The sequence below is a fragment of the Leclercia sp. M-A074-M genome, from assembly GCF_965195605.1.
In the GTDB taxonomy this organism is placed as follows: domain Bacteria; phylum Pseudomonadota; class Gammaproteobacteria; order Enterobacterales; family Enterobacteriaceae; genus Enterobacter.
On record NZ_CBDAHM010000003.1, the window covers coordinates 483,937 to 509,868 of the forward strand.

The 25,932-nt window shown below is 58.0% G+C and carries 22 protein-coding genes; 7 read left to right on the plus strand and 15 right to left on the minus strand.

What is annotated here, in order from left to right:
* The first annotated feature begins 14 nt into the window (after positions 1-14).
* The gene (gene crr, locus ACOKCT_RS08950) at positions 15-518 is read left to right on the plus strand and encodes a PTS glucose transporter subunit IIA (RefSeq protein ID WP_039029658.1); all 504 of its coding nucleotides are present in this window, start codon (positions 15-17) and stop codon (positions 516-518) included.
* 47 nt (positions 519-565) lie between these two features.
* Here the strand turns inward: crr and pdxK are convergent, their stop codons facing one another.
* The 10 genes from pdxK to ACOKCT_RS09000 form a co-directional block, all read right to left on the minus strand.
* Positions 566-1,402: a pyridoxine/pyridoxal/pyridoxamine kinase gene (pdxK, locus tag ACOKCT_RS08955; protein WP_103180643.1), complete on the minus strand. Its 837-nt coding sequence runs from the start codon at positions 1,400-1,402 to the stop codon at positions 566-568.
* Between the two features lie 5 nt (positions 1,403-1,407).
* A complete protein-coding gene (gene cysM, locus ACOKCT_RS08960) occupies positions 1,408-2,319 on the minus strand; it encodes a cysteine synthase CysM (RefSeq protein WP_159340071.1) in 912 nt (303 codons plus the stop codon).
* A 114-nt stretch (positions 2,320-2,433) separates the two neighbouring features.
* Positions 2,434-3,528, minus strand: a complete 1,095-nt coding sequence (gene cysA / locus ACOKCT_RS08965; protein WP_103180647.1) for a sulfate/thiosulfate ABC transporter ATP-binding protein CysA — start codon at positions 3,526-3,528, stop codon at positions 2,434-2,436.
* On the minus strand, positions 3,518-4,393 hold the full coding sequence (gene cysW / locus ACOKCT_RS08970) for a sulfate/thiosulfate ABC transporter permease CysW (protein WP_103180649.1): 876 nt from the start codon (positions 4,391-4,393) through the stop codon (positions 3,518-3,520). Before cysW ends, cysA begins: the two co-directional genes overlap by 11 nt.
* Positions 4,393-5,226 (minus strand): sulfate/thiosulfate ABC transporter permease CysT, encoded by an 834-nt coding sequence (gene cysT, locus ACOKCT_RS08975; protein ID WP_159340070.1) that lies wholly within the window; start codon positions 5,224-5,226, stop codon positions 4,393-4,395. Before cysT ends, cysW begins: the two co-directional genes overlap by 1 nt.
* Positions 5,226-6,242, minus strand: a complete 1,017-nt coding sequence (locus ACOKCT_RS08980; RefSeq protein WP_103180653.1) for a sulfate ABC transporter substrate-binding protein — start codon at positions 6,240-6,242, stop codon at positions 5,226-5,228. Before ACOKCT_RS08980 ends, cysT begins: the two co-directional genes overlap by 1 nt.
* Before the next feature lie 174 nt (positions 6,243-6,416).
* Positions 6,417-7,316: a Dyp-type peroxidase gene (locus ACOKCT_RS08985; protein WP_156655005.1), complete on the minus strand. Its 900-nt coding sequence runs from the start codon at positions 7,314-7,316 to the stop codon at positions 6,417-6,419.
* Positions 7,317-7,409: 93 nt separating this feature from the next.
* Positions 7,410-7,985 (minus strand): RpoE-regulated lipoprotein, encoded by a 576-nt coding sequence (locus tag ACOKCT_RS08990; protein ID WP_159340069.1) that lies wholly within the window; start codon positions 7,983-7,985, stop codon positions 7,410-7,412.
* 62 nt (positions 7,986-8,047) lie between these two features.
* Positions 8,048-8,497 (minus strand): DUF2919 domain-containing protein, encoded by a 450-nt coding sequence (locus ACOKCT_RS08995; protein WP_103180659.1) that lies wholly within the window; start codon positions 8,495-8,497, stop codon positions 8,048-8,050.
* Entirely contained in the window at positions 8,484-8,909 is a 426-nt protein-coding gene (locus ACOKCT_RS09000) for a GNAT family acetyltransferase (RefSeq protein WP_032613000.1), read from the minus strand. The genes ACOKCT_RS08995 and ACOKCT_RS09000 overlap by 14 nt, the downstream gene beginning before the upstream one ends.
* A gap of 212 nt (positions 8,910-9,121) precedes the next feature.
* Between ACOKCT_RS09000 and amiA the strand changes: the two genes are divergently transcribed.
* Together amiA and hemF are read left to right on the plus strand one after the other, a co-directional pair.
* A complete protein-coding gene (gene amiA / locus ACOKCT_RS09005) occupies positions 9,122-9,997 on the plus strand; it encodes an N-acetylmuramoyl-L-alanine amidase AmiA (protein WP_103180661.1) in 876 nt (291 codons plus the stop codon).
* The gene (gene hemF, locus ACOKCT_RS09010; protein ID WP_103180663.1) at positions 9,997-10,896 is read left to right on the plus strand and encodes an oxygen-dependent coproporphyrinogen oxidase; all 900 of its coding nucleotides are present in this window, start codon (positions 9,997-9,999) and stop codon (positions 10,894-10,896) included. The genes amiA and hemF overlap by 1 nt, the downstream gene beginning before the upstream one ends.
* Positions 10,897-10,965: 69 nt before the next feature.
* On the opposite strand, the gene maeB is transcribed toward hemF, so the two are convergent.
* On the minus strand, positions 10,966-13,245 hold the full coding sequence (maeB, locus tag ACOKCT_RS09015) for an NADP-dependent oxaloacetate-decarboxylating malate dehydrogenase (protein ID WP_420193386.1): 2,280 nt from the start codon (positions 13,243-13,245) through the stop codon (positions 10,966-10,968).
* Between the two features lie 290 nt (positions 13,246-13,535).
* Between maeB and tal the strand changes: the two genes are divergently transcribed.
* Positions 13,536-14,486, plus strand: a complete 951-nt coding sequence (gene tal, locus ACOKCT_RS09020) for a transaldolase (protein WP_420193387.1) — start codon at positions 13,536-13,538, stop codon at positions 14,484-14,486.
* Positions 14,487-14,505: 19 nt separating this feature from the next.
* On the plus strand, positions 14,506-16,494 hold the full coding sequence (gene tkt / locus ACOKCT_RS09025) for a transketolase (protein ID WP_103180667.1): 1,989 nt from the start codon (positions 14,506-14,508) through the stop codon (positions 16,492-16,494).
* 86 nt (positions 16,495-16,580) lie between these two features.
* On the opposite strand, the gene ACOKCT_RS09030 is transcribed toward tkt, so the two are convergent.
* The 3 genes from ACOKCT_RS09030 to aegA form a co-directional block, all read right to left on the minus strand.
* A complete protein-coding gene (locus ACOKCT_RS09030; protein WP_103180668.1) occupies positions 16,581-17,624 on the minus strand; it encodes a DUF1176 domain-containing protein in 1,044 nt (347 codons plus the stop codon).
* A 125-nt stretch (positions 17,625-17,749) separates the two neighbouring features.
* Positions 17,750-18,325 (minus strand): GDP-mannose pyrophosphatase NudK, encoded by a 576-nt coding sequence (gene nudK, locus ACOKCT_RS09035; RefSeq protein WP_103181120.1) that lies wholly within the window; start codon positions 18,323-18,325, stop codon positions 17,750-17,752.
* A gap of 65 nt (positions 18,326-18,390) precedes the next feature.
* On the minus strand, positions 18,391-20,352 hold the full coding sequence (gene aegA, locus ACOKCT_RS09040) for a formate-dependent uric acid utilization protein AegA (RefSeq protein ID WP_420193388.1): 1,962 nt from the start codon (positions 20,350-20,352) through the stop codon (positions 18,391-18,393).
* Positions 20,353-20,549: 197 nt separating this feature from the next.
* Here aegA and narQ point away from each other — a divergent pair, with 197 nt between their 5' ends.
* Together narQ and acrD are read left to right on the plus strand one after the other, a co-directional pair.
* On the plus strand, positions 20,550-22,244 hold the full coding sequence (gene narQ / locus ACOKCT_RS09045; protein ID WP_420193389.1) for a nitrate/nitrite two-component system sensor histidine kinase NarQ: 1,695 nt from the start codon (positions 20,550-20,552) through the stop codon (positions 22,242-22,244).
* Positions 22,245-22,443: 199 nt separating this feature from the next.
* Complete coding sequence (gene acrD / locus ACOKCT_RS09050; protein WP_325940724.1) at positions 22,444-25,557, plus strand: multidrug efflux RND transporter permease AcrD; 3,114 nt, start codon at positions 22,444-22,446, stop codon at positions 25,555-25,557.
* 107 nt (positions 25,558-25,664) lie between these two features.
* Here acrD and ypfM read toward each other — a convergent pair whose 3' ends face one another.
* Positions 25,665-25,724, minus strand: coding sequence for a protein YpfM (gene ypfM, locus ACOKCT_RS09055; RefSeq protein WP_015572204.1), 60 nt, complete (start codon positions 25,722-25,724; stop codon positions 25,665-25,667).
* Between the last annotated feature and the right edge of the window lie 208 nt (positions 25,725-25,932).

Here is a 25,932-nt window from a genome sequence, read left to right on the forward strand (position 1 = left end):
AGGAGAGAAGTCTAATGGGTTTATTTAGTAAACTATTCGGTGACAAAGGCAATAACGACACCGGAACTATTGAGATTGTTGCTCCGCTGTCTGGTGAGATCGTCAACATCGAAGACGTGCCAGATGTCGTATTTGCTGAGAAAATCGTTGGTGATGGCATTGCTATCAAACCAACCGGTAACAAAATGGTTGCACCGGTTGACGGCACGATTGGTAAGATTTTTGAAACCAACCATGCATTCTCTATCGAATCCGATAGCGGTATTGAGCTGTTCGTTCACTTCGGTATCGACACTGTTGAACTGAAAGGCGAAGGCTTCAAGCGTATCGCTGAAGAAGGCCAGCGCGTTAAAGTTGGCGATCCGGTGATTGAATTCGATCTGCCACTGCTGGAAGAGAAAGCCAAGTCTACCCTGACGCCGGTTGTTATCTCCAACATGGACGAAATCAAAGAGTTGATTAAACTGTCCGGCAGCGTCACCGTGGGTGAAACCCCGGTTATCCGCATCAAAAAGTAATTTTTGCCGCACAGAAAAATGGCGCCTTCGGGCGCCATTTTTGTTTGTCAGAGAGGTAAAACCAGCTCGTCGTACCCTTTTTCCTGAGTATACTGCATGACCTGCGTCACCCTCTCCCCTGCACGGCTTATCGCCGCCGCCACGCTCTCATTCTGCACCAGCGCGCTGACAAGCTCTGAACAGAAGAGATCGCCAGTACCTTTAAGATCGACGTTGACGCGGGGATGGGTACTGATTGTCACCTCGTCATGGGATACCAACACTACATGAATAGCGTCAGCGTCACCAGCCACGGGGGCGCTGGTAATCGCTACCCACTGCAGCGTATCAGAAAGTAGCCCTTTTGCCGCGGCAATGGCGCTGGCGTTATCCCGACACGATTTGCCACTGAGCACTTCCAGCTCGTAGACATTGGGCGTAATCCCCTGCGCCAGCGGCAGCAGATGCTGACGGTAGGCTTCCGGGATTTCGGGTTTAACGTAGGTTCCGCTGTCGGTGTCGCCAATGACCGGGTCCACCAGGATAAAGAGATCCGGATGCTGTGCCTTAATCGTGCGCAGCCAGTTCGCCAGCAGGATAATCTGGCTGGCGCTGCCCATGTAGCCGGTGGTGACCGCTTTCAGCTCCCGCAAAATGTCCCGCTCTTCCAGCGCCTGCAGGTAGCCGCTGAACCACTCGTCGGGGATCACCCCACCGTAAAAGGTGTCGTAGTGGGGGGTATTACTGAACAGCACGGTTGGTATCGCCGTCACGTTGAGGCGATGCTGGCGAATATTAGGCACCGCAATGCTGTTACCCACGCTGCCGTACACCACCTGCGACTGAACCGCCACAATATCGCTCTGCTGCGCCCGGGTTTTATCCCGGAATAAAATCATCTCCATCGCCTTTAGATCCCTGCCCCTTGCGTATAGCTCTCCTCACCAAACACGCCGGTAGAGAGATAGCGATCGCCGCGATCGCAGACGATCGCCACCACCACCGCGCCCGGCACCGCCTGTGCAATGCGCAGGGCGCCCGCTACCGCGCCGCCTGAACTGACGCCGCAGAAAACACCTTCGCGTACGGCCAGTTCACGCATGGTATTTTCCGCCTCGCGCTGGTGAATATCCAGCACCTGGTCCACAAGCTGAGCATTAAAAATGCCCGGCATGTACTCCGCAGGCCAGCGGCGAATACCCGGGATGCTGCTCCCCTCTTCCGGCTGCAGGCCAACAATGGTGACCGCTTTTTCCTGCTCACGCAGAAAACGGGAGACGCCGGTGATGGTGCCCGTGGTTCCCATGCTGGAGACAAAATGGGTGATGCGGCCTTCGGTCTGCTGCCAGATCTCCGGGCCGGTGGTGGTGTAATGGGCATAGGGGTTATCGGGGTTGTTGAATTGATCCAGCAGCTTACCTTCGCCCCGGTTCGCCATCTCAAGAGCCAGATCGCGAGCCCCCTCCATACCCTGCTCTTTACTGACCAGAATTAACTCGGCACCATAGGCCCGCATCGCGGCACGGCGCTCCTGGCTCATGTTGTCCGGCATCAGCAGCTTCATGCGATAGCCTTTGAGGGCGGCGATCATGGCCAGCGCAATGCCGGTGTTCCCGCTGGTCGCCTCGATCAGCACATCGCCGGGCTTGATTTCACCGCGCTTTTCCGCCTGGACAATCATCGACAGCGCGGCACGATCCTTCACCGAACCCGCCGGGTTGTTGCCTTCCAGTTTGATCCAGATTTCGCTGCCGTTATCCGGCCCCATCCGTTGCAGCTTGATCAGAGGGGTGTTGCCGATGGTTTGTTCTAATGTGTTCATGACCGCTGTCCAATAAAAAGCCCGGTGGCGCTGACGCTTACCGGGCCTACACAGAGCATATCGTAGGCCGGGTAAGCGCAGCGCCACCCGGCAAAACTACGTGGCGTTAACCTATCAGGCAGATTCCGCCAGAGCAAGATCTCCCCGCGTCTCGATGCGATCCTTATCATGGTAAATGCGCGCATGTTGCAGGCCGACAAACAGGCGTTCACCGCGGTGCGGCGGCTCCTCGTCGCGCATCACCACCGTCAGCGGTTCGTTGTACCAGCCCAGCGGCTGGACGACCAGTTGGGTGTAATGACCTTTCGGGCTGGCTTCCAGCACCTGGACCGGCAGCGGCGAGTCGAGACTGGTGCGACGGCTGACATCCACTTCCCACGGACGCAGGAAGAGATCGACCGGCCCCTGATAGCCAGGGGTGTAACCCAGCGGCCAGCGGTGGGCCCCGACATGGAACTGGCCGCCGCGGATATTGCCGTGCAGTCGGTTCACTTCACCCATAAACTCCAGCACGAAGCGGGTCGCCGGTTCACGCCAGAGCTGCTCAGGCTCATCAACCTGTTCGATATTCCCCTGGCTCATTACCACCACCCGGTCGGCCACTTCCATCGCCTCTTCCTGATCGTGGGTCACGAAGACGCTGGTGAATTTCAGCTCCTCATGCAGCTGACGCAGCCAGCGGCGAAGCTCTTTACGCACCTGCGCATCCAGCGCGCCAAAGGGTTCGTCCAGCAGCAGGATTTGCGGCTCAACGGCGAGGGCGCGCGCTAAGGCCACACGCTGTTTCTGGCCGCCGGAGAGCTGCGCCGGATAACGATCAGCCAGGTGAGCCAGCTGCACCATCTCCAGCAGTTTGGTAACTTTCGCCTTGATGGTGGCGGCGTCCGGACGTTCACGACGCGGCAGCACCGTCAGGCCAAAGGCGATGTTATCGAACACCGTCATGTGGCGGAACAGGGCGTAATGCTGGAACACAAAGCCCACTTTACGGTCGCGGGCATGCAGGCGGCTCACGTCAGTGCCGTGGAAGCGGATGTGCCCGCTGGTCTGATGCTCGAGACCGGCGATGATACGCAGCAGCGTGGTTTTACCGGAGCCAGACGGCCCCAGCAGCGCCACCATTTGTCCGGAAGGGATATCCAGCGAGATATCATTCAGCACCTGGGTGCGACCAAAAGACTTCTTAATATTGGCAATCTCAATGCTCATGATTTCCCTCCTGATGCTGACGTTTTTCCTGATTCTCTAAACGCCACTGCACCACACTCTTCAAAAACAGGGTCAAAATAGCCATCAGCGTCAGCAACGCTGCGGCGGTAAAGGAGCCGATGGTGTTGTAGTCCTGCTGCAGCAGTTCAATCTGTAACGGCAGCGACAGGGTTTCACCGCGAATGGAGCCGGATACAACAGAAACGGCCCCGAACTCGCCAATTGCACGGGCGTTCGTCAACACTACGCCATAGAGCAGCGCCCAGCGGATATTCGGCAGGGTGACGCGGCGGAACATCTGCCAGCCGGATGCGCCCAGCAGCACCGCCGCTTCGTCTTCGTTGCTGCCCTGGCTTAACATCACCGGCACCAGCTCACGTACCACAAACGGACAGGTGACAAATATCGTAACCAGCACCATGCCCGGCCAGGCGAACATGATCTGCAGGTTATGCTCATCCAGCCAGCCGCCCAGCGGGCCGTTGGAGCCGTAGAAGAGCAGATAGACCAGACCGGCCACCACCGGTGAAACCGCAAACGGAATGTCCAGCAGGGTCAGCAGCAGCTGGCGGCCCGGGAAGTTAAAGCGGGTGACCAGCCAGGCCAGCAGAACACCGAACACCAGGTTCACCGGCACGGTGATAAGCGCAATCATTACCGTCAGCCAGATGGCATGCAGCATGTCCGGGTCGGCCAGATTGTGCAGCGCGGGCATAATCCCTTTACTGAACGCCTGGACAAAGATATAGACCATCGGCACGACCAGAATGAAGGCCGATACCAGCACGCCGGTGCCAATCAGCACCCATTTTCCCCAGTTGATACGGGGAGCGTCGTAGCGTTTCAATTGAGTGATTTCCGCCATCAGTGACCTACCACGCGTCGACCAAAGCGACTTTGCAGAGTGTTAATCGAGAACAGCAGCAGCAGCGATGCCGCCAGGATCACCGAGGCAATGGCGCTCGCCGCCGGGTAATCAAACTCCTGCAGGCGAACAAAAATCATCAGCGAGGTCACTTCGGTTTTCCACGCGATGTTACCGGCGATAAAAATCACCGCGCCAAACTCACCGAGGCTGCGGGTGAACGACAGCGCCACGCCTGCCAGCAGGGCCGGAGATAGCTCAGGCAGTACCACCTTGCGGAAGCTCTGCCAGCGCGTTGCGCCCAGCGTTTCTGCCGCCTCTTCATATTCCGGGCCTAACTCTTCCAGCACCGGCTGCACGGTTCGCACCACAAACGGGATGCTGGTAAAGGCCATCGCCACCGCAATGCCGAGCCAGGTATAGGTCACTTTGATATCAAACTTCGCCAGCCACTCGCCGTAAAAACCGTTGACGGAAAACAGCGAGGCCAGGGTCAGGCCCGCCACCGCGGTGGGCAGCGCGAAGGGTAAATCCATCAGAGCATCCAGCAGCGTGCGGCCCGGAAAACGGTAGCGAGTTAAGATCCACGCCATCAGCAGGCCGAACACGCCGTTAAACAGGGAGGCAACAAACGCCGACAGCAGCGTCACTTTATAGGCCTCCACCACCTGCGGATTGCTGATCACCTCCCAGTACTGGGACCAGCTCATCTCAGAGAGCTGGACCACCAGCGCGCTGAGCGGTAATAACAAAATGAGACAGACGAACAGCAGGCTGGTCCCGAGGCTTAAGGTAAAGCCCGGCAGCACACGTCTGGAGGAAACTGCAAACATTACTTACGCCCCGCCGCCAACAGTTTGTCTAACTCACCGCCGCTGGCGAAATGGGTTTTCATCACCTCAGGCCAGGCACCAAAGTGCTCTTCCACGCGGAACAGCTCGGTCTGCGGGAATTTGTCTTTCAGCTTGTTCATCACGTCCGGGTTATTCACGCGATAGTAGTAATCGGTGATCACCGTCTGCGCCTGCGGGCTGTAGAGATAGTTGAGATAGGCTTTTGCCGCCTTCTCCGTGCCGTTGGCTTCGATATTTTTATCCACCCACGCTACCGGGAACTCCGCCAGAACGTTGGTTTTCGGGATAACCACTTCAAAGCCCTGGGCTTCGTACTGCTTACGGATGTTGTTCACTTCCGATTCAAAGCTGATCAGCACATCGCCCAGACCGCGTTCCGCGAAGGTGGTGGTGGCACCGCGACCGCCGGTATCAAACACTTCAACGTTTTTCAGGAACTGGGTCATGAACTGTTCAGTTTTGGCTTTATCGTTGCCGTCCGCTTTGTCTGCGGCGCCCCAGGCGGCCAGGTAAGTGTAACGGGCGTTGCCGGAGGTTTTCGGGTTCGGGAAGATCAGCTTCACGTCAGAACGCACCAGGTCGTTCCAGTCGTGGATGTTCTTTGGGTTGCCCTTACGTACCAGGAAGCCCATGGTTGAGTAGAACGGCGAGCTGTTGTTTGGCAGACGGCTCTGCCAGTTGGCCGGGATCAGCTTGCCTTTATCGTGCAGGATCTGCACATCAGTGACCTGGTTATAGGTGACCACATCGGCCTTCAGCCCCTGCAGAATGGCCAGCGCCTGTTTCGACGAGCCGGCATGAGACTGCTTAATGGTCAGCTTATCGCCGTTATTCTCTTTCGCCCACTGCTGTTCGAAGGGCGGGTTCAGGGCGGCAAACAGCTCGCGCGAGACATCATAGGAGCTGTTCAGCAGCTCGGTTGCCTGCGCCTGCGCGACCAGCAACACTGAAGCTGCCAGCACCAGAGATCCTTTTTTCAGTACAGTAATGGCCATTGCGCACCCTTAAGATGTGATGTTTTTCTCAGGGTCATGATATTTATAACGCGTACTAAAGGAGTAACGGTTTTATATACCGTTTAGTGATTTGGAAGCAGAAAAGGGAATAAGGGTGCGGGAAAAGTGCCGGGTGGCGCTTACGCTTGCCCGGCCTGTGAAAGGAGTGCCGTTTTATAATGCCAGCAGACGCTCGATGGATGGCGCAAAGTAGTAGCCGCCGGTCACCGGTTTGGTGAAACGCAGCATCGCGTCGCGCTTGCCGTCGGTATCGCCAAACATGCTCAGCAGCTGCTGTTCAATGTTATACAGACGCGCGCAGTAGGCGCAGAAGTAGAGGCCGTGTATGCCGCTGGCGGTACCATACGGCAGGCTCTGGCGGACAATCTTCAGCCCTTTGCCATCCTCTTTCAGATCCACGCGGCTCAGGTGAGAGGTCGCCGGGCGATCGTCGCCGTCGATCTCTTCATTGGCCTCTTTGGTGCGGCCAATCATCATCTCCTGGTCGTGTACGCTCATGCGGTTGAGCTGTTTGAGGTTGTGCTCCCAGCGCTGGACGAAGACGTAACTGCCGCCCGCGTCCACGCCCTCTTTGATCACCGCGACTTCACGACGGATCTCGTCCCCTGCCGGATTTTCGGTGCCGTCAACAAAGCCACTCAGATCGCGCTCTTCCACCCAGCGGAAACCGTGGATCTCTTCTTTTACTTCAACGCAGTCGCCAAAGGCAGCCATCGCAGCCTGGGCGATGGAGAAGTTCACGTCGTGACGCAGAGAGAGAATATGGATCAGCACGTCGTACTGGGTGGCCGGAGCCAGACCTTTACCGTAAGGGACAAAGTCTTTCAACTCTTCGGCCCCTTCTCCGCCGCTCAGCTGACGCCAGACGTTGTGACCAAATGCCACCACTGCGCCGCAGTGGGCATCCGGGAATTTGGCCTGGAAGGTGGCCACGTTATCAATAAAGACTTTGCTGGCCGCACGCAGGGCATCAACATCCCCTTTGACATTGGCTTCGATCCAAATCGCCGCGCGGCAATGTTCTGGCAAAATGCCACTCTGAACCTGAGACATCGCTCCTCCTGAAAAAAAGATGCCACGAAGTCGTGGCATGGTTGGCGGCGATTATACCCGCTTTTTCAGCGAGGCGGCTTGTCCAGGCGCAATTTACTGCTGCCAGATAATTTTGCTGACTTTCCAGTTTTTCAGGGTGTCGTCAGAGGGCATTAACCCTTGCGGGCCATTCCAGGTTCCGCTGAACTGATAGCTGATATGCTGGCTGCCTTCCGCCTTGCACTCTACCGCCACCCCCTCTTCTGCAGGGGCGCTCGCGCAGTTGCCGTAGGCTTTCTGATAGAGGTCGCTGAACGGAGTACCGATCTTCACCCCAGTGTCAGTTTCGATGTCGCTATCCAGCACCTCGATGCGCGTCACCGTCTCTTTATTACCGTTAATCACCAGGGCCAGTTGGTCATCTTTCAGTGCTTCGTAATAGTGCACAATGTTGCCGTTCTCGGTTTTCATGCCGCTGCGCAGCCGGTAATCACCGCCTAATGCCGATTCGATGGCGCTCTGTTCCAGCGGCGTGGCGGCGGTGAGGTTGCCCACCCCCTGCTCAGTCACATCGCTGGATGAGCCGAACCAGTTCCAGGGATAAGCCGCAGACCAGTTAACGGCGGAAAGCGTTGAGCAGCCCGTCAGGACAACGGGGAGCGCACATAACAGTAAACGCAGCGATTTCATCGGGAGTTCCTTTCTGGTTATTTGAACGCTTGTTGGAGTACAGCATCGCTAAAAAGTGCCGTTTAATCTTTCTCGGGGGTGAAACAGGCGCGCAGACGAGGATGGGTCAGCAGCCACAGCAGCGCCACAATATCGGCCACCACCAGCGCAATGCCTGGGCCGCTCAGGGCTTCGCCGTTCAGCCACAGCAGCGGCTGCCAGCACAGCAACACACCCTGGGCAAGGATAAGCAGCCCGTGCAGCGCACGCCACAGGCGCGGCCAGAGATGACGCCGCCCGCTCAGTAAAAAGGCAACTACTGCCGGGAGCCCCGGCAGCAGCCCGAGCCAGAAGTTATTGCGATCGGGATAAAACAGGCTCAGCAGCGTGTTGCCCTGATCCCGGGAGGCGCCAGCCAGCACGAACAGCACCCAGGTGCGCGCCTGAAGGAGCAGCACGCACCAGAACAGAAACGGCAGGCGTACCCGGCCATAGCTGTCATAGTCGCCCGGGTGAAAATCAATACTCTTCATCTTCTATCAGGCGCTTGCCCAGCGTCAGCACGTCGGCATGTTCATAGTTAAGACGCTCGTACATACCCAGTACCATGTCGTTATCTTCCCGCACCATGATCTGAATTTTTGGACAGCCGCGGGCGATCAGTTTCTTTTCCAGACGATTGAGCAGCGCGTTGGCGATACCACGCCCGCGAAACTCCGGGTGCACGCCCAGATAGTACGCCGAGCCGCGATGCCCGTCGTAGCCGCCCATTACGGTGCCTACCACTTCGCCGTTCACCTCCGCCACCAAAAACAGGCTGACGTCATGATTGAGCTTGCGCTCGATGTCCATCTCCGGATCGTTCCACGGTCGCAGGAGCTCGCAGCGCTCCCAGAGAGTGATCACCTCTTCGAAGTCTGCCTGGCGAAAAACACGTATCTCCATGGTATTAACCGCCTTTTTGGGTTCAAAAACAGTGATTATGACGCGAACGCCCGCTTTCGCCAATATCCCGCGAAAAACGCCTGAAAATTTGGCATAATGGCACTTTGTCACGTATTGAAATGAAAAGTAAAACAATTCGCCACATGGACTGTCGTAACGGAAAAGACGATACGATATAACACCAGGACCCCAATTTTTACAATTCAGGCCGCATGAGCACATTCAAACCATTAAAAGCACTCACATCGCGTCGTCAGGTTCTCAAAGCGGGGCTGGCGGCCTTAACGTTAACGGGCATCGCAAAGCAGGCTCAGGCAAAAGACGAGAGCACGCTCAAAACCAGTAACGGACACAGTAAACCCAAAACCAAAAAACCCGGCGCGAAGCGTCTGGTGATGCTCGATCCGGGTCACGGCGGCATTGATACCGGCGCCATTGGCAGAAACGGATCGAAAGAAAAACACGTTGTGCTGGCAATTGCAAAAAATGTCCGGTCGATTTTACGCAACAACGGCATTGACGCCCGCCTGACCCGCACCGGCGACACCTTCATTCCGCTGTACGACCGCGTGGAGATCGCCCACAAGCACGGCGCGGATCTGTTTATGTCGATACATGCCGACGGCTTTACTAACCCGTCGGCGGCGGGGGCATCGGTATTTGCCCTCTCCAACCGCGGCGCCAGTAGCGCCATGGCAAAATACCTCTCCGACCGGGAAAACCGCGCGGATGAAGTGGCCGGAAAGAAAACCACCGACAAAGATCATCTCCTGCAGCAGGTGCTGTTTGACCTTGTTCAGACGGATACCATCAAAAACAGCCTGACGCTCGGCTCGCATATTCTGAAGAAGATTAAGCCGGTACACCGTCTGCACAGTAAAGGCACCGAGCAGGCGGCGTTTGTGGTGTTGAAATCGCCGTCGATTCCATCAGTGCTGGTGGAAACCTCTTTTATTACCAACCCGGAAGAGGAGCGTCTGCTCGGCACGACGGCGTTTCGCCAGAAGATCGCCAACGCGATTGCCTCCGGCATTATCAGTTACTTTAACTGGTTCGATAACCAGAAAGCGCACTCCAGGAAACGTTGATGAAACCCAATGCACAGCTGGTTAAAACCTTTCTGCTGCAACTGCAGGATGACATTTGCCAGAAACTGAGCGCCGTCGATGGCGGTGAATTCCAGCAGGACGAGTGGCAGCGCGAGGCCGGTGGCGGCGGACGCAGCCGCGTACTGCGCAACGGCGGCGTGTTCGAGCAGGCCGGGGTTAACTTCTCCCACGTCCACGGCGACGCGATGCCCGCCTCGGCCACCGCGCACCGCCCGGAGCTGGCAGGCCGCAGCTTTGAGGCAATGGGCGTCTCGCTGGTGGTGCACCCGCATAACCCCTTTGTACCGACCAGCCACGCTAACGTGCGCTTTTTTATCGCCGAAAAACCGGGTGCTGAGCCGGTGTGGTGGTTCGGTGGCGGCTTCGACTTAACGCCTTATTACGGCTTTGAAGAGGACGCGGTGCACTGGCACCAGACCGCCCGCGATCTGTGTCAGCCTTTTGGCGACGAGGTCTATCCGAAATACAAGAAGTGGTGCGACGACTATTTTTACCTGAAGCATCGCGACGAGCAGCGCGGCATTGGCGGGCTGTTCTTTGACGATCTCAACACCCCCGATTTTGATACCGCGTTCCGCTTTATGCAGGCTGTGGGCAAGGGCTATACCGATGCGTACCTGCCGATTGTCGAGCGGCGGAAAAACCACAATTACGGGGTGCGCGAGCGCGAGTTCCAGCTCTATCGCCGCGGGCGCTACGTGGAGTTTAACCTGGTCTGGGACCGCGGGACGCTGTTCGGTCTGCAAACCGGCGGGCGCACGGAGTCGATTCTGATGTCGATGCCGCCGCTGGTGCGCTGGGAGTACAGCTATGAGCCAAAAGAAGGCAGCCCGGAGGCTGCCCTGAAGGATTTTATTAAGGTTCGCGACTGGGTTTAACCCCAGGCGGCGCTGCGCTTGCCCGACCTACAGGCCGGGTAAGCGAAAGTGCCACCCGACACTTACCCACTACAGCGGCTGCGTCTGCGCCTCAACCACCGCCAGCGCCACCATATTCACGATACGGCGCACCGAGGCAATCGGGGTTAATACATGCACCGGTTTCGCCACCCCCATCAACACCGGCCCGACGGTCACCCCTTCTGAACTGGAGACGCGCAGCAGGTTGTAGCTGATACGCGCCGCTTCCACGTTCGGCATGATCAGCACGTTGGCAGAGCCTTTCAGCGGACTGTCCGGCATCCGCTCGTTACGGATGCTCTCCACCAGCGCGGCATCGCCATGCATCTCCCCGTCGATCATCAGCTCCGGTGCGCACTCGCGCACCAGCGCCAGCGTCTGGCGCATTTTGCAGGCGGCAGCCGATTTGGATGAGCCAAAGTTGGAGTGCGACAGCAGCGCCACCTTCGGTTCGATACCGAAGCGACGCACCGTTTCCGCCGCCATCACCGTAATCTCCGCCAGCTGTTCCGGGGTCGGATCGTCGTTGACGTAGGTATCGGCAATAAAGGTGTTACCGCTTGGCAGCAGCAGCGCATTCATCGCCCCGGCAGTATGCACGTTGTCGCGATAGCCGAAGATCTCCTGCACCACGCTGAAGTGCTCATGGTACTCACCGATGGTGCCGCAGATCAGCGCGTCGGCTTCACCGCGGTGCACCATGATCGCCCCGATCACCGTGGTGTTGCCGATCACCGCCCGCTGCGCCTGCTCCTGGGTGATCCCCCGGCGCTTCATGATGCTGTAGTACTCGCTCCAGTACTCCTTGAAGCGTGGATCGGATTCATTGTTGACGATCTCGAAATCGACGCCTGGCTTGATCTGCAGACCCAGCTTCTGGATACGCATCTCGATCACGCTCGGACGACCAATCAGGATCGGCTTTGCCAGCCCCAGGCTTACCAGCTCCTGAGTGGCGTGCAGGACGCGCGCCTCCTCCCCTTCCGCCAGCACCACGCGTTTTGCGTCCGCGCGCGCCTGGGAGAAGATCGGCTTCATGAACAGGTTGGTTTTGTAGACGAATTCGGTGAGTTTATCGACGTAGGCATCAAAGTCGGCGATCGGGCGCGTTGCCACGCCGGAATCCATCGCCGCTTTCGCCACCGCTGGCGCAATTTTGACAATCAGACGCGGATCGAACGGCTTCGGAATAATGTAATCCGGGCCAAAGCTCAGATCCTGATCGCCATAGGCGGAGGCCACCACTTCGCTCTGCTCCGCGTGGGCCAGCTCGGCAATGGCGTGAACCGCTGCCAGCTTCATCTCTTCGTTGATGGCGGTCGCGCCGACGTCCAGCGCCCCGCGGAAGATGAACGGGAAGCAGAGAACGTTGTTCACCTGGTTTGGGTAGTCTGAACGACCGGTACAGATAATGGCATCCGGGCGTACCGCTTTCGCCAGCGGGGGCAGGATCTCCGGCTCCGGGTTGGCCAGGGCGAGGATTAACGGCGCGCGCGCCATCTTCATCACCATCTCTTCGTTCAGCACTTTCGGGCCCGAGCAGCCAAGGAAGATATCCGCGCCGTCCACCACCTCTGCCAGAGTGCGCCTGCCGTCATCCTCCACGGCGTAGGCAGCTTTGGTCTCCGCCATATTGGCTTCGCGGCCTTTATAAATAACGCCTTTGGAGTCGCAGACCACAATGTTGTGCTTCTGCATCCCCAGCGCCACCAGCAGGTTCATACAGGCGATAGCTGCCGCACCCGCACCGGAGACCACCATGCGCACGTCAGAGAGGTTTTTCTCCACCACCCGCAGGCCATTGAGGATAGCGGCGGTGCTGATGATGGCGGTTCCGTGCTGGTCGTCGTGGAATACCGGAATGTTCATCCGCTCGCGCAGTTTCTGCTCGATGTAGAAACATTCCGGCGCTTTGATGTCCTCAAGGTTGATGCCGCCAAAGGTCGGCTCCAGCGCGGCCACCACGTTGATAAATTTATCCGGGTCGAGCTCATCCACTTCAATATCGAACACGTCGATACCGGCAAATTTCTTAAACAGTACGCCCTTGCCTTCCATCACCGGTTTACCGGCCAGCGCTCCGATATTCCCCAGCCCCAGCACCGCGGTGCCGTTGGAGATCACCGCCACCAGGTTGCCGCGGGCGGTGTATTTGTAGGCCGCCAGTGGATCTTTTTCGATTTCAAGACAGGGCGCGGCCACGCCCGGCGAGTAGGCTAACGCCAGGTCGCGCTGGGTGGCGAGAGGCTTGGTGGGGGAGACCTGAATTTTGCCGGGTACAGGGAATTCATGAAAATCGAGGGCACTCTGTTTCAACTGATCGTCCATTGTAAGGTTCCTTTCACGTGTCGTTCAAAATGGGTGATGTTGTTATGGTCTGAGTTCACCCAGGGTGGCGGATAGTATCGCTGCTGACTGCGGTTCAAACTTTGAAGGGTGCCAAAGTCTCACTATCCAAAAACAAAAATTGTTATCAATTTATAACAATCATGTTACCTGCCCAGCGAAGCAAGACCATGTCCGTCTGCTATGCTTTTTTGTTAAGTCCATCGCGAATTTCGCAGAAGTGTGATCTAACACACTCCACCAACTCTTTTATTTTCAAGGAGTCATCATTTATGAACCAACTAGACGGCATCAAACAATTCACCACAGTCGTGGCTGACAGCGGTGATATCGAGTCTATTCGCCATTATCAACCCCAGGATGCGACCACCAACCCGTCGCTGCTGCTGAAAGCCGCCGGGCTTGAGCACTTCTCGCACCTGATTGACGACGCTATTACGTTTGGTAAAGCCCGCGGCAAGACCAAAGAGCAACAGGTTGCCGAGGCCAGCGACAAACTGGCGGTGAATATCGGTAGCGAAATTCTGAAAAGTATTCCGGGGCGCGTCTCTACCGAAGTGGACGCCCGGCTGTCGTTCGACCAGGAGAAGAGCATCGCCAAAGCGCGGCAGATTGTGCAGCTCTACGAGGAGCAGGATGTGGAGAAATCGCGCATTCTGATCAAGCTGGCCTCCACCTGGGAGGGGATCAGCGCGGCCGAAGTGCTGGAGAAAGAGGGGATCAACTGTAACCTGACCCTGCTCTTCTCCTTCGCTCAGGCGCGTGCCTGCGCCGAAGCCGGGGTGCATCTGGTTTCACCGTTCGTCGGGCGTATCTACGACTGGTATCAGGCCCGCCAGCCGATGGACCCCTATGTGGTGGATGAGGATCCCGGCGTAAAATCCGTTCGCAATATCTACGATTACTATAAGCAACACCGCTACGAAACCATCGTGATGGGCGCCAGCTTCCGCCGGACCGAACAGATCCTGGCCCTCACCGGCTGCGACCGGCTGACCATCTCCCCTAACCTGCTGAAAGAGTTGCAGGAGAAAGATGAGCCGGTTATCCGCCGTCTGGTGCCCTCCTCCACGGTGCTGCCAAAACCTAAACCCATGACCGAAGCCGAATTCCGCTGGGAGCATAATCAGGATGCCATGGCGGTCGAGAAGCTGTCAGAAGGGATCCGTCTTTTCGGGGTCGACCAGCGCAAACTCGAAGATCTGCTTGCCGCCAAACTGTAACCTTGCCATGGAGTGAACTATGTCCCGTAAAGAGTTAGCCAATGCCATTCGCGCCCTCAGCATGGATGCCGTGCAAAAAGCCAATTCCGGTCACCCAGGCGCGCCGATGGGCATGGCCGATATTGCCGAAGTGTTGTGGAACGACTTCCTGAAACATAACCCTAACGATCCGACGTGGTATGACCGCGACCGCTTTATTCTCTCTAACGGTCACGCCTCGATGCTGCTTTATAGCCTGCTGCACCTCTCCGGCTATAACCTGCCGCTTGAGGAGTTGAAAAACTTCCGTCAGCTGCACTCAAAAACGCCGGGGCACCCGGAACTGGGTTATACGCCAGGGGTTGAAACCACCACCGGTCCGCTCGGTCAGGGGCTGGCGAATGCGGTCGGGCTGGCGATTGCCGAGCGCACGCTGGCGGCGCAGTTTAACCAGCCGGGACATGAGATTGTCGATCACCATACCTATGTCTTTATGGGCGATGGCTGTCTGATGGAGGGGATCTCGCACGAGGTCTGTTCCCTGGCGGGCACGCTGGGCCTGGGCAAGCTGATCGGCTTCTACGATCACAACGGCATCTCCATCGACGGCGAAACCGAGGGTTGGTTCACCGACGACACGGCCAAACGCTTTGAGGCCTATAACTGGCACGTGGTGCATGAGATTGACGGCCACGATCCAGAGGCACTGAAAGCGGCCATTCAGGAAGCGCAAAGCGTAACCGATAAACCGTCGCTGATAATCTGTCGCACGGTCATCGGATTTGGTTCCCCGAACAAAGCCGGCAAAGAAGAGTCCCACGGCGCGGCGCTGGGGGAAGAGGAAGTAGCTCTGACGCGGCAGAAGCTGGGCTGGAAATACCCGGCCTTTGAGATCCCTAAAGAGATCTACAAAGCCTGGGATGCCCGTGAAGAGGGCGAAAAAGCGCAGGCGGCCTGGAACGACAAATTTGCTGCCTATCAGAAAGCCCATCCGGAGCTGGCGGCAGAGTTCAGCCGTCGCATGGGGGGTGGCCTGCCTGAAAACTGGGAAGAGACCACCCAGGCGCTGATTGAGAATTTACAGGCTAATCCGGCGAAAATCGCCACCCGTAAGGCCTCGCAAAACGTCCTTAACGCTATTGGCCCGATCCTGCCGGAGCTGCTCGGCGGCTCGGCGGACCTGGCACCGAGTAACCTGACTATCTGGTCGGGCTCCACCTCTCTCAAGGAAGATATTGCCGGGAACTACATCCACTACGGGGTGCGCGAGTTCGGCATGACCGCCATTGCCAACGGTATCGCCCACCACGGCGGGTTCGTGCCTTATACCGCCACCTTCCTGATGTTTGTGGAGTATGCGCGTAACGCCGCGCGTATGGCGGCACTGATGAAGGCCCGGCAGATCATGGTTTATACCCACGACTCCATCGGTCTGGGGGAAGATGGCCCAACTCACCAGGCGGTGGAACAGCTGGCCAGCCTGCGTCTGACGCCAAACTTCAGCACCTGGCGACCGTGCGATCAGGTTGAAGCCGCTGTCGGCTGGAAGCTGGCGATAGAGCGTCACAACGGCCCGACGGCGCTGATCCTCTCCCGCCAGAACCTGGCGCAGATCGAGCGTACCCCGGAACAGGTGAAAAATATTGCCCGCGGGGGATATATCCTGAAAGACAGCGGCGGCAAGCCGGATCTGATTCTGATTGCGACCGGTTCGGAGATGGAGATCACCGTCAAGGCGGCGGAGAAGCTCACCGCCGAAGGCCATGCAGTACGGGTGGTGTCGCTGCCTTCAACGGATATCTTTGATGCTCAGGATGAAGAGTACCGCGAGTCGGTGCTGCCATCAGACGTGACGGCCCGTGTGGCGGTGGAAGCGGGTATCGCGGACTACTGGTACAAATATGTCGGGCTGAAAGGGAAGATTGTCGGCATGACCGGCTACGGTGAATCCGCCCCGGCCGAGAAGCTGTTCCCGTTCTTCGGCTTTACGGTGGAGAATGTGGTCGAGAAGGCGCAGGCCTTACTGTAAGGGGTTTGCCCGGCGGCGCTGCGCTTGCCGGACCTGGAAGGTTAACGTCATCCGTGGGCCGGGTTAGCGCAGCGCCACCCGGCATTTTAGCGCGTTATCCACAACGTCGGCCATGCATCCGGCCCATGCCAGTTATCACAGCTTGGCTCTTCCGCATACCGTACCAGACGGAAGCGCTGACCGGTAAAACGCCAGCGCGTCTGGATGCCGCAGTCGGCAATCCCGCGTCCCAGCGCCAGGGTCGTCAGCTCGCGGCTCTTCTCATCAAAACTGGCGTTCATTAACTCCATCTCGCTGCTGTCGCTGGCGGGAACAAACGGCAGGCGCAGACGTACCGCATGGGAAGCAAACGGCTTTTTGCGTGAGACCAGCCAGGCCAAATCGACGGTGTTGTACGCCCCCGCCTCGCAGCCAACCATCAGCAGCGCTTTGTCATCCGTCAGGGCGGTGACCCGCACTTCACGACGCGCCGGGTCAAGTGAACACTGGCTGTTGTTGATACGCCAGGTGCCATAGTCGAGCAGATCGCTGCGCTCCTCGCGAGTGAGCGGCGTCGGCGTCGGGTTTACCACGGCCACCTCTTTTAGCGCCGGTGCGGGCGGTACGCTCAGCGGGGGTTGCGCCCCTTTGTTGATCCACGCGGTTTCGCTTCCGCCACGCTTTTGCTGGGCATCAATAAACTGTAGCGCCTCTTTCATCCCATCCAGGGAGATGACCTGCTTGCCACCAGCGAGCGTGATGACCCTTTTTTGCTGAAGCGTAGTCAGCAGGGCAGTAATGGTGGCGGCATGGTCGGTCGTCAGACGCCAGGGGGTGATTTGCCAGTGCGGGGGGCCAAGCTGCAACGGCTCGCCGTCGAGCAGCAAGCGGGGAGCAATGGCGGGCTGTTTAGGATCGGGCGTTGCCAGCCCACCGAGATCGATGCGCAGCAGCGCGTCAGTTTTTGCACCCGCGCTGCGGCTTAAGGTCATCACCAGCCCGTGATGTTCGCCGGTATTACGGGCGATGCAAAAGTTCTGGTTGTTGCAGGTCACCTGCCAGTCGATAAACGACCGCTGTGCAGGTGCTGCCCGGGCTAACGTCGCGGGCAGCACGCTGAGCATGAAAACAAGTAAAAGGCAGTGACGCATGAATAGCAGGATCCCGGAAGCAATAGCTGAACAGACAGAGCGTATCTTCCTGCTCAGACCGGGGTTGCTCAATCAGATTTATCGGATAGATTTATTCTGAATACATCTTATTAACGGCAACAAGATCAAGCCATTAACCCGGAACTTTGCAAATACTGTAATAATATCACCGTTTTGCCGTCTCGTATTTCACCCGATTGTATCATCGATAATGCCTGAGCAAAGGGCAGCTCCAGCACCTCGATCTCCTCATCTTCGATGCCCCCGCCCTCTCCGGCGCGCCGGGCGTCGCTGTATTCCGCCACGAAGAAATGGACGATTTCCGTTACGCCGCCCGGAGACATATAGAGCTCAAAAACTTTGCGTGCCTCGCCGACGACAAAGCCGGTCTCTTCAATCGCCTCTTTGCGAATGCACACTTCCGGCTCATCGTTATCCAGCAGTCCGGCACAGGTTTCAATCAGGCGCCCGTCGGGGTTGCCATTCACCCAGGTGGCAATGCGGAACTGGCGAATCAACACCACGCTCTGCTTCTCACGGTTGTAAAGCAGGACCGTGGCACCGTTGCCCCGATCGTAAACTTCGCGTTTGTGGCGCACCACCTCACCGTTACGCCGCGTCAGATCGTAGGTCAGGTTGCGCAGGATGAAATAGTTATCCGAAAGGCACTTGTCTTTAATTAATTCAATTTTCACGGTAATACGGGCTCCGTTGCGCTCAATACTGGCCATACTACGCTGCGAAGCCCGCCTTGTCGCCCGTCGGGTTAATGTTCGGTGGGAGAAGCGACCCCAAGCCAGTCGGCGATCCCCAGGGCGGCGTGTCGCCCTTCCGCCATCGCCGTTACCACCAGATCGGCCCCCCGCACCGCGTCGCCACCGGCAAATATCTGCGGGTTGCTGGTCTGGTAGCGATAGCGCGATTCCACGCTTGCCGCAATCCTGCCCCAGTCATCCACCTCAACCCCCTGCGCCTGTAGCCAGGGCATCGCATGCGGGTTAAAGCCAAAGGCCATAATCACCGCCCCGGCAGGCATCACAAACTCGCTTCCCTCGATGGGCTCCGGGCGACGGCGTCCCTGCGCATCCGGCTCACCCAGCCGGGTGCGCAGCAGGCGGATGCCGTTGACCCGCCCGGCGTCATCGAGGGTGAGCTCCACCGGCTGGACGTTAAACTCAAAGGTCGCGCCCTCTTCTCTGGCGTTTTTAACCTCTTTTTTCGAGCCCGGCATATTGGCCTCATCCCGGCGATAGGCGCAGGTGACATTCGCCGCTCCGTGGCGCAGGGCGGTGCGCACACAGTCCATCGCCGTATCGCCGCCGCCCAGCACCACGACGTTGAGTCCGGCGGTATCGACAAAGGGCTCTTCCACCGACGGCGGCAGCCCCATCAGCTGACGGGTGTTGCCCACCAGGAACGGCAGCGCATCGTAAACGCCCGGCGCATCTTCGTTGGGAATACCCGCTTTCATTGAGCGATAGGTCCCCACCCCAACAAAGAGGGCATCGTACTCGCTGAGCAGCTGCGCCAGCGGGATATCTTTACCCACCTCGCAGTTCAGTTCGAAGCGGATGCCCATGGCGGTGAAGATCTCCCGACGGCGGGCCAGCAGGGATTTATCCAGCTTAAAGGCCGGAATACCGAAGGTGAGCAGGCCGCCGATTTCCGGGTGGCGGTCAAAGACCGTGACGCTGACGCCGCGACGGATCAACGCGTCAGCGCACGCCAGCCCGGCGGGCCCAGCGCCGATGATGGCCACCTGCTTATTGACCGGCGTAACGTGGCTCAGGTCCGGTCGCCAGCCTTTCGCCAGCGCCTGGTCGGAGATATAGCGTTCGATGTTGCCAATGGTCACCGACCCGGCCACGTCGCGCACCGTGCAGGCGCCTTCGCACAGTTTGTCCTGCGGGCAGACCCGGCCTGTTACTTCCGGCAGGCAGTTGGTCTGGTGAGAGAGCTCGACCGCCCCAGCGATATCCCCCGCTTTCACCCGTTCGATCCACTGGGGGATATGATTGTGCAGCGGACAGGTCCATTCGCACACCGAGTGCTCGCCGCAGGTAAGGCAGCGGTCGGCTTCCCGCTTCGCCTGCGCCGGACGGAACGGCAGATAGATTTCGTTGAAATTACCCGCCCGCGCCTCAGGGGAGAGCTTATCTGGCTCCCCGCGCGCAGGCGTAGCTGCCAGCTGCTCGCGTTTGCTACCTGTTCTGGTCACGCTCGCCGCCCGGGTCTGCCACGGCTGGGCCTCATGGCGCGCCGTGCGCATTTGCCGGGCGCGGGCCAGCTGGTTCAGGTTATCGGGGGTCACCAGCGACAGGGCATCCGCCGGGCAGTTCGCCACACAGGCGGGCCCCTGCGGGCGCTCAAGGCAGAGATCGCACTTCTGGGCGGTAGCCGCCAGCGGTGTGGTGACAATCTCGATGGTGCCAAACGGGCAGGCAACCACACAGGCTTTACAGCCGATACATTTGTGCTGCTCCACCTGTACACTGTCATGCATGCGGCTGATAGCCCCGTTCGGGCAGCTCTGGACGCAGGGGGCGTTTTTACAGTGGTGGCAGGTTACGGCGCTCTGTTTATTGCCCTCTTTGACCACGGTGATGCGCGGGGTAAAATGGCGCTGGCTGAGGACATGCTGCTCATTATTATGTGCCATGACGCAAGCGACCTCGCAGGCATAGCATCCAATACATTGCTGGCTATTTGCCATAATAAAACGGTTCATGACGGTTCCCTTGCTGGCCCTGATAACCTTATTCTTTTAACGGAATAGTGTATTTACCCACCGCAACGGTAACAGGCAATGTTCATTTGCCCAGGAACGGAAAATATTTCGCCTGAACCTGTATCAGATCAATTTATTTCAGCGCGGGTGAAATTACGTTTCATTCCCTTGCACAAATGCTTATCAGGACGCGACCGGTGAGAGTTAAACAACCTGTTTCACGCAGCCTTGCCCGGGCCTTTTTCTCCATCATTGCCCTGTCGCTGCTGACCAGCGCGATTGCGCTGTTTACGCTCGCCAGCGGCCAGCGTGATGCTGAAGCCATCAACCTGGCCGGTTCGTTACGGATGCAGAGCTATCGCCTGGGTTACGACATTCAGCGGGGCAGCGTCGACCTGGTTCCTCATCGCCGGATCTGGCAACAAACCCTGGACGCCCCTGCCCTGCAAACCCTGAACAGCTGGTATGTCCCGGACGAGGTTAAGCAGCGCTATCGCCAGCTGCAGATCCGGTGGCAGGCGGTGGATCAGAAACTCGCTCAGGGTGATTACGCCTGGTATCAGGCGCAGATGGACGAGTATGTGGCGCGTATCGACGCCTTTGTCCTCTCCCTGCAGCACTATGCCGAACGTAAGATCACCCTGGTCTTCGCCATCTCCTTTGCCGGTGGGGCCAGTATTTTTCTGCTGGTGTTTGTCACCCTCCGCCGCATCCGCCAGCAGGTTGTCGCCCCGCTCAATCACCTGGTCACCTCCAGTCTGCGCATTGAACAAGGTCATTTTGATACCCCGGTGCCGAATACCGATCTCTCCAATGAGCTTGGCCTGCTCTCCCGCACCTTTAACCATATGTCGGCGGAGCTGCACACCCTGTACCGCTCGCTGGAGATTTCGGTTGAAGAGAAGACGCATCACCTGCACGAAGCCCACCAGCAGCTGGAGATGCTGTTTACCTGCTCCCAGGCGTTGAACACCGACAAGATTGACAGTCACTGCTTCCGCCACATCCTGCATATTGTCTGCGAATATACCGGGATCACGTATCTGGCCCTGCACACCAGCGACGGCTGGCAGATGCAGGAGGGTGAAGCCGCACTGCATCTCGACACCCAGGTGCTGCCGGTAGTGATGATGGAGACCCGCTTCGGTGAGCTGCGCTGGCAAAGCGCGCAGCGCCCCGTCCCGATGCCGCTGATGAAAAGCGTGGCGACGATGCTTGGCCGCGGCCTCTTTTCCAACCAGGCGCAGAAGCACTATCACCAGCTGCTGTTGATGGAGGAGCGCGCCACTATTGCTCGCGAACTGCATGATTCGCTGGCGCAGGTGCTCTCTTATCTGCGGATCCAGCTGACGCTGCTCAAACATGCGGTGCCGGAAGAAAACGAAACGGCGCAGGGGATCATTACCGATTTTTCCCAGGCGCTGAATGCCGCCTACCGCCAGCTGCGCGAGCTGCTTACCACCTTCCGCCTGACGCTGAACCAGGCCAATCTGCCGGCTGCGTTGCAGGAGATGCTGAATGACTTACAAAAACAGACCGCTGCGCGGCTGACTCTCGACTGCCAGCTTTCGTCTCTGGCGCTGGATGCACAGATGCAGGTCCACCTGTTGCAGATTGTCCGGGAGGCGGTACTGAACGCCATCAAGCATGCGCAGGCCAGCGACATCACGGTCTGCTGTATCACCGCCCCGGATGGCAAGCACACGGTGACAATTTGCGACAACGGCATCGGCATTGGTGATGCCAGCGAACCTCCGGGCCACTACGGTCTGAACATTATGCGTGAACGTGCCGACCGGCTGGGGGGAACCCTGAGCTTCTCACAGCCGCCAGCTGGCGGTACCCAGGTCAGCGTGCGCTTTTGTTCTTCGACCGCAACCGAGGGTAAATAACGGTAAAAACAGGCGGGGGATCGCCTGTCAGCCACGCAGATGAACAATACTCACCGCTGCACCAGGGCGATGGCGCGGAAAAAGCGCATGATAATTTACATTATCTCCTTTATTTCTCCACGTTTGACATCCCCCTTGCCGCTAGAGTGAAGCGGGCTATCTACAATGACGACGCGCAGCAAAACGAGGTCCTATTTTAATGGCGAATTTTTTCATCGATCGCCCCATTTTTGCCTGGGTGCTGGCAATTTTATTGTGCCTGACCGGCACGCTGGCTATTTTTTCTCTCCCTGTTGAGCAGTACCCGGATCTGGCCCCACCTAACGTGCGGATCACGGCTAACTATCCGGGGGCATCCGCACAAACTCTGGAGAACACCGTTACCCAGGTGATTGAACAGAATATGACGGGCCTCGACAACCTGATGTACATGTCCTCCCAGAGCAGCGCCACCGGCCAGGCGTCGATAACGCTCAGCTTTACCGCGGGCGCCGACCCGGATGAAGCGGTGCAGCAGGTGCAAAACCAGCTTCAGTCAGCCTTGCGTAAGCTGCCGCAGGCGGTGCAAAACCAGGGCGTGACGGTGCGTAAAACCGGCGATACCAACATCCTGACCATCGCCTTTGTCTCCACTGACGGTTCAATGGATAAGCAGGATATCGCCGACTATGTCGCCAGTAATATTCAGGATCCGCTGAGCCGTATCAACGGCGTGGGGGATATCGACGCCTACGGGTCGCAGTACTCCATGCGCATCTGGCTCGACCCGGCGAAGCTCAACAGCTTCCAGATGACCGCGAAAGATGTCACCGACGCCATTGAATCGCAGAACGCCCAGATTGCGGTGGGTCAGTTGGGGGGCACGCCGTCCGTGGATAAACAGGCACTGAATGCCACCATTAACTCCCAGTCGCTGTTGCAAACGCCCCAGCAGTTCCGCGACATCACCCTGCGTGTCAATCAGGATGGCTCCGAGGTGCGCCTGGGGGATGTCGCCACCGTGGAGATGGGGGCCGAGAAGTATGATTACCTGAGCCGCTTTAACGGCAAGGCGGCCTCCGGGCTGGGGGTTAAGCTGGCTTCCGGCGCCAACGAGATGGCCACCGCAGAACGGGTTATCGACCGTCTCGACGAGCTGTCGCACTACTTCCCGCACGGGCTGGAGTACAAAATCGCCTACGAGACCACCTCGTTCGTGAAGGCTTCTATTGAGGATGTGGTGAAAACCCTGCTCGAAGCCATCGCGCTGGTGTTTTTAGTCATGTACCTGTTCCTGCAAAACTTCCGCGCAACATTAATCCCCACCATCGCCGTTCCGGTAGTGTTGATGGGCACCTTCACGGTGCTCTACGCCTTTGGCTACAGCATCAACACCCTTACCATGTTTGCGATGGTGCTGGCGATAGGCCTGCTGGTGGATGATGCCATCGTGGTGGTGGAGAACGTTGAACGTATCATGAGCGAAGAGGGACTCTCGCCCCGGGAAGCGACGCGTAAATCGATGAAGCAGATCCAGGGCGCGCTGGTGGGTATCGCCATGGTGTTGTCGGCAGTGTTTGTGCCGATGGCCTTCTTTGGCGGTACCACCGGGGCGATCTACCGTCAGTTCTCAATCACCATCGTGGCGGCGATGGTGCTGTCGGTGCTGGTGGCGATGATCCTCACTCCGGCGCTGTGCGCCACCCTGCTTAAACCCCTGCATAAAGGTGAACACCACGGTCAGAAAGGCTTCTTTGGCTGGTTCAACCGCATGTTTAACCGCAACGCGGCGCGCTATGAGGCGGGTGTGGGACGGGTTCTGCATCGCAGTCTGCGCTGGATGCTGATCTACATTCTGCTGCTGGGGGGCATGGTTTTCATGTTCCTGCGGCTGCCCACCTCGTTCCTGCCGCTTGAAGACCGGGGCATGTTTATTACCTCCGTGCAGTTACCGAGCGGCTCGACCCAGCAGCAGACTCTGAAGGTAGTGCAGCAGGTGGAGTCGTACTTCTTTAATCAGGAGAAAGACAACGTGCTGTCGGTCTTTGCCACCGTCGGCTCCGGCCCGGGCGGGAACGGACAGAACGTGGCGCGTATGTTTGTCCGTCTGAAAGACTGGGATGAGCGCGATGCCACAACCGGCAGCTCGTTTGCCATTATCGAGCGCGCCACCAAAGCCTTCAGCCGCATTAAAGAGGCGCGGGTCTTTGCCAGCAGCCCACCCGCCATCAGCGGGCTCGGCAGTTCGGCGGGCTTTGATATGGAGCTGCAGGATCACGCCGGGGCCGGACATGATGCGCTGATGGCCGCCCGCGACCGTCTGCTGGAGCTGGCCGGAGAAGAACCTTCCCTGACCCGCGTGCGTCACAACGGTCTGGACGATAGCCCGCAGATGCAGATCGATATCGATCAGCGTAAAGCCCAGGCGCTGGGCGTCTCCATCGATGATATCAACGACACCCTGCAAACCGCGTGGGGTTCGAGCTACGTGAACGACTTTATGGATCGTGGCCGCGTGAAAAAGGTCTACGTGCAGGCGGCGGCCAAATACCGCATGTTGCCGGACGATATCAACCTGTGGTACGTGCGCAATAAAGAGGGCGGCATGGTGCCCTTCTCGGCCTTTGCCACCTCGCGCTGGGAGACGGGCTCGCCGCGCCTGGAGCGCTACAACGGCTACGCCGCGGTGGAGATTGTCGGTGAAGCCGCGCCGGGCGTCAGTACCGGAACCGCGATGGATGTGATGGAAAATCTGGTGCGGCAGCTGCCTGCCGGATTTGGTCTCGAGTGGACCGCCATGTCCTATCAGGAACGCCTCTCGGGAGCCCAGGCTCCGGCGCTGTATGCCCTGTCGCTGCTGGTGGTATTCCTCTGTCTGGCCGCGCTGTATGAGAGCTGGTCGGTGCCATTCTCGGTGATGCTGGTGGTGCCGCTGGGGGTTATCGGCGCCCTGCTCGCCACCTGGATGCGCGGCCTGGAAAATGATGTCTATTTCCAGGTAGGGCTGTTAACGGTCATCGGTCTGTCGGCGAAGAACGCCATTCTGATTGTCGAGTTCGCCAACGAGATGAATGAAAAAGGTCAGGAGCTGATGGCCGCCACCCTGGAAGCCTGTCGCCAGCGCCTGCGCCCCATCCTGATGACCTCGCTGGCGTTTGTGTTTGGCGTTCTGCCGATGGCCACCAGCTCTGGCGCGGGCTCCAGCAGTCAGCATGCGGTGGGTACCGGGGTGATGGGCGGGATGATTTCGGCCACTGTTCTCGCCATTTACTTTGTTCCGCTGTTCTTTGTTCTGGTACGGCGACGTTTTCCGTTAAAGGAAAAACAGAAATAAGATCTTGATAATAAAAAAGGCGTCCTTACCGGCCGCCTTTTTTGTGTGTTAATTTTCACACTTTTATTATTTAGAAAATTAAGTGCTCTTGCGTTACTTGCTGAATGTCATTTACGAAGCATGCCTTCGATAAAATCTTTCCAGTTCCCCAGTTCACGTTCAATCATAACTACCTCTCTTATTATTATCGGCCATTCTACGAGAATATATCATCATTGTGAAGAGTTTTTAATCAGTGATACTGCTCTACCCCCGTTGGTACGACTGGCTTGTAGATACTATGGGCTCTTCGCGTTAAATTTTATGTGACCAACTGCAATATTTTGAAATAACCTTAATCAGGGCCGGGAAAATAACTTTGTAGCTGTTCTTAAA

Excerpts from the sequence above, each read along its gene's own strand:
- crr (WP_039029658.1), top strand. The coding sequence starts at position 15 with ATGGGTTTATTTAGTAAACTATTCGGTGACAAAGGCAATAACGACACC.
- pdxK (WP_103180643.1), bottom strand. The coding sequence starts at position 1,402 with ATGGAGATGATTTTATTCCGGGATAAAACCCGGGCGCAGCAGAGCGAT.
- cysM (WP_159340071.1), bottom strand. The coding sequence starts at position 2,319 with ATGAACACATTAGAACAAACCATCGGCAACACCCCTCTGATCAAGCTG.
- cysA (WP_103180647.1), bottom strand. The coding sequence starts at position 3,528 with ATGAGCATTGAGATTGCCAATATTAAGAAGTCTTTTGGTCGCACCCAG.
- cysW (WP_103180649.1), bottom strand. The coding sequence starts at position 4,393 with ATGGCGGAAATCACTCAATTGAAACGCTACGACGCTCCCCGTATCAAC.
- cysT (WP_159340070.1), bottom strand. The coding sequence starts at position 5,226 with ATGTTTGCAGTTTCCTCCAGACGTGTGCTGCCGGGCTTTACCTTAAGC.
- ACOKCT_RS08980 (WP_103180653.1), bottom strand. The coding sequence starts at position 6,242 with ATGGCCATTACTGTACTGAAAAAAGGATCTCTGGTGCTGGCAGCTTCA.
- ACOKCT_RS08985 (WP_156655005.1), bottom strand. The coding sequence starts at position 7,316 with ATGTCTCAGGTTCAGAGTGGCATTTTGCCAGAACATTGCCGCGCGGCG.
- ACOKCT_RS08990 (WP_159340069.1), bottom strand. The coding sequence starts at position 7,985 with ATGAAATCGCTGCGTTTACTGTTATGTGCGCTCCCCGTTGTCCTGACG.
- ACOKCT_RS08995 (WP_103180659.1), bottom strand. The coding sequence starts at position 8,497 with ATGAAGAGTATTGATTTTCACCCGGGCGACTATGACAGCTATGGCCGG.
- ACOKCT_RS09000 (WP_032613000.1), bottom strand. The coding sequence starts at position 8,909 with ATGGAGATACGTGTTTTTCGCCAGGCAGACTTCGAAGAGGTGATCACT.
- amiA (WP_103180661.1), top strand. The coding sequence starts at position 9,122 with ATGAGCACATTCAAACCATTAAAAGCACTCACATCGCGTCGTCAGGTT.
- hemF (WP_103180663.1), top strand. The coding sequence starts at position 9,997 with ATGAAACCCAATGCACAGCTGGTTAAAACCTTTCTGCTGCAACTGCAG.
- maeB (WP_420193386.1), bottom strand. The coding sequence starts at position 13,245 with ATGGACGATCAGTTGAAACAGAGTGCCCTCGATTTTCATGAATTCCCT.
- tal (WP_420193387.1), top strand. The coding sequence starts at position 13,536 with ATGAACCAACTAGACGGCATCAAACAATTCACCACAGTCGTGGCTGAC.
- tkt (WP_103180667.1), top strand. The coding sequence starts at position 14,506 with ATGTCCCGTAAAGAGTTAGCCAATGCCATTCGCGCCCTCAGCATGGAT.
- ACOKCT_RS09030 (WP_103180668.1), bottom strand. The coding sequence starts at position 17,624 with ATGCGTCACTGCCTTTTACTTGTTTTCATGCTCAGCGTGCTGCCCGCG.
- aegA (WP_420193388.1), bottom strand. The coding sequence starts at position 20,352 with ATGAACCGTTTTATTATGGCAAATAGCCAGCAATGTATTGGATGCTAT.
- acrD (WP_325940724.1), top strand. The coding sequence starts at position 22,444 with ATGGCGAATTTTTTCATCGATCGCCCCATTTTTGCCTGGGTGCTGGCA.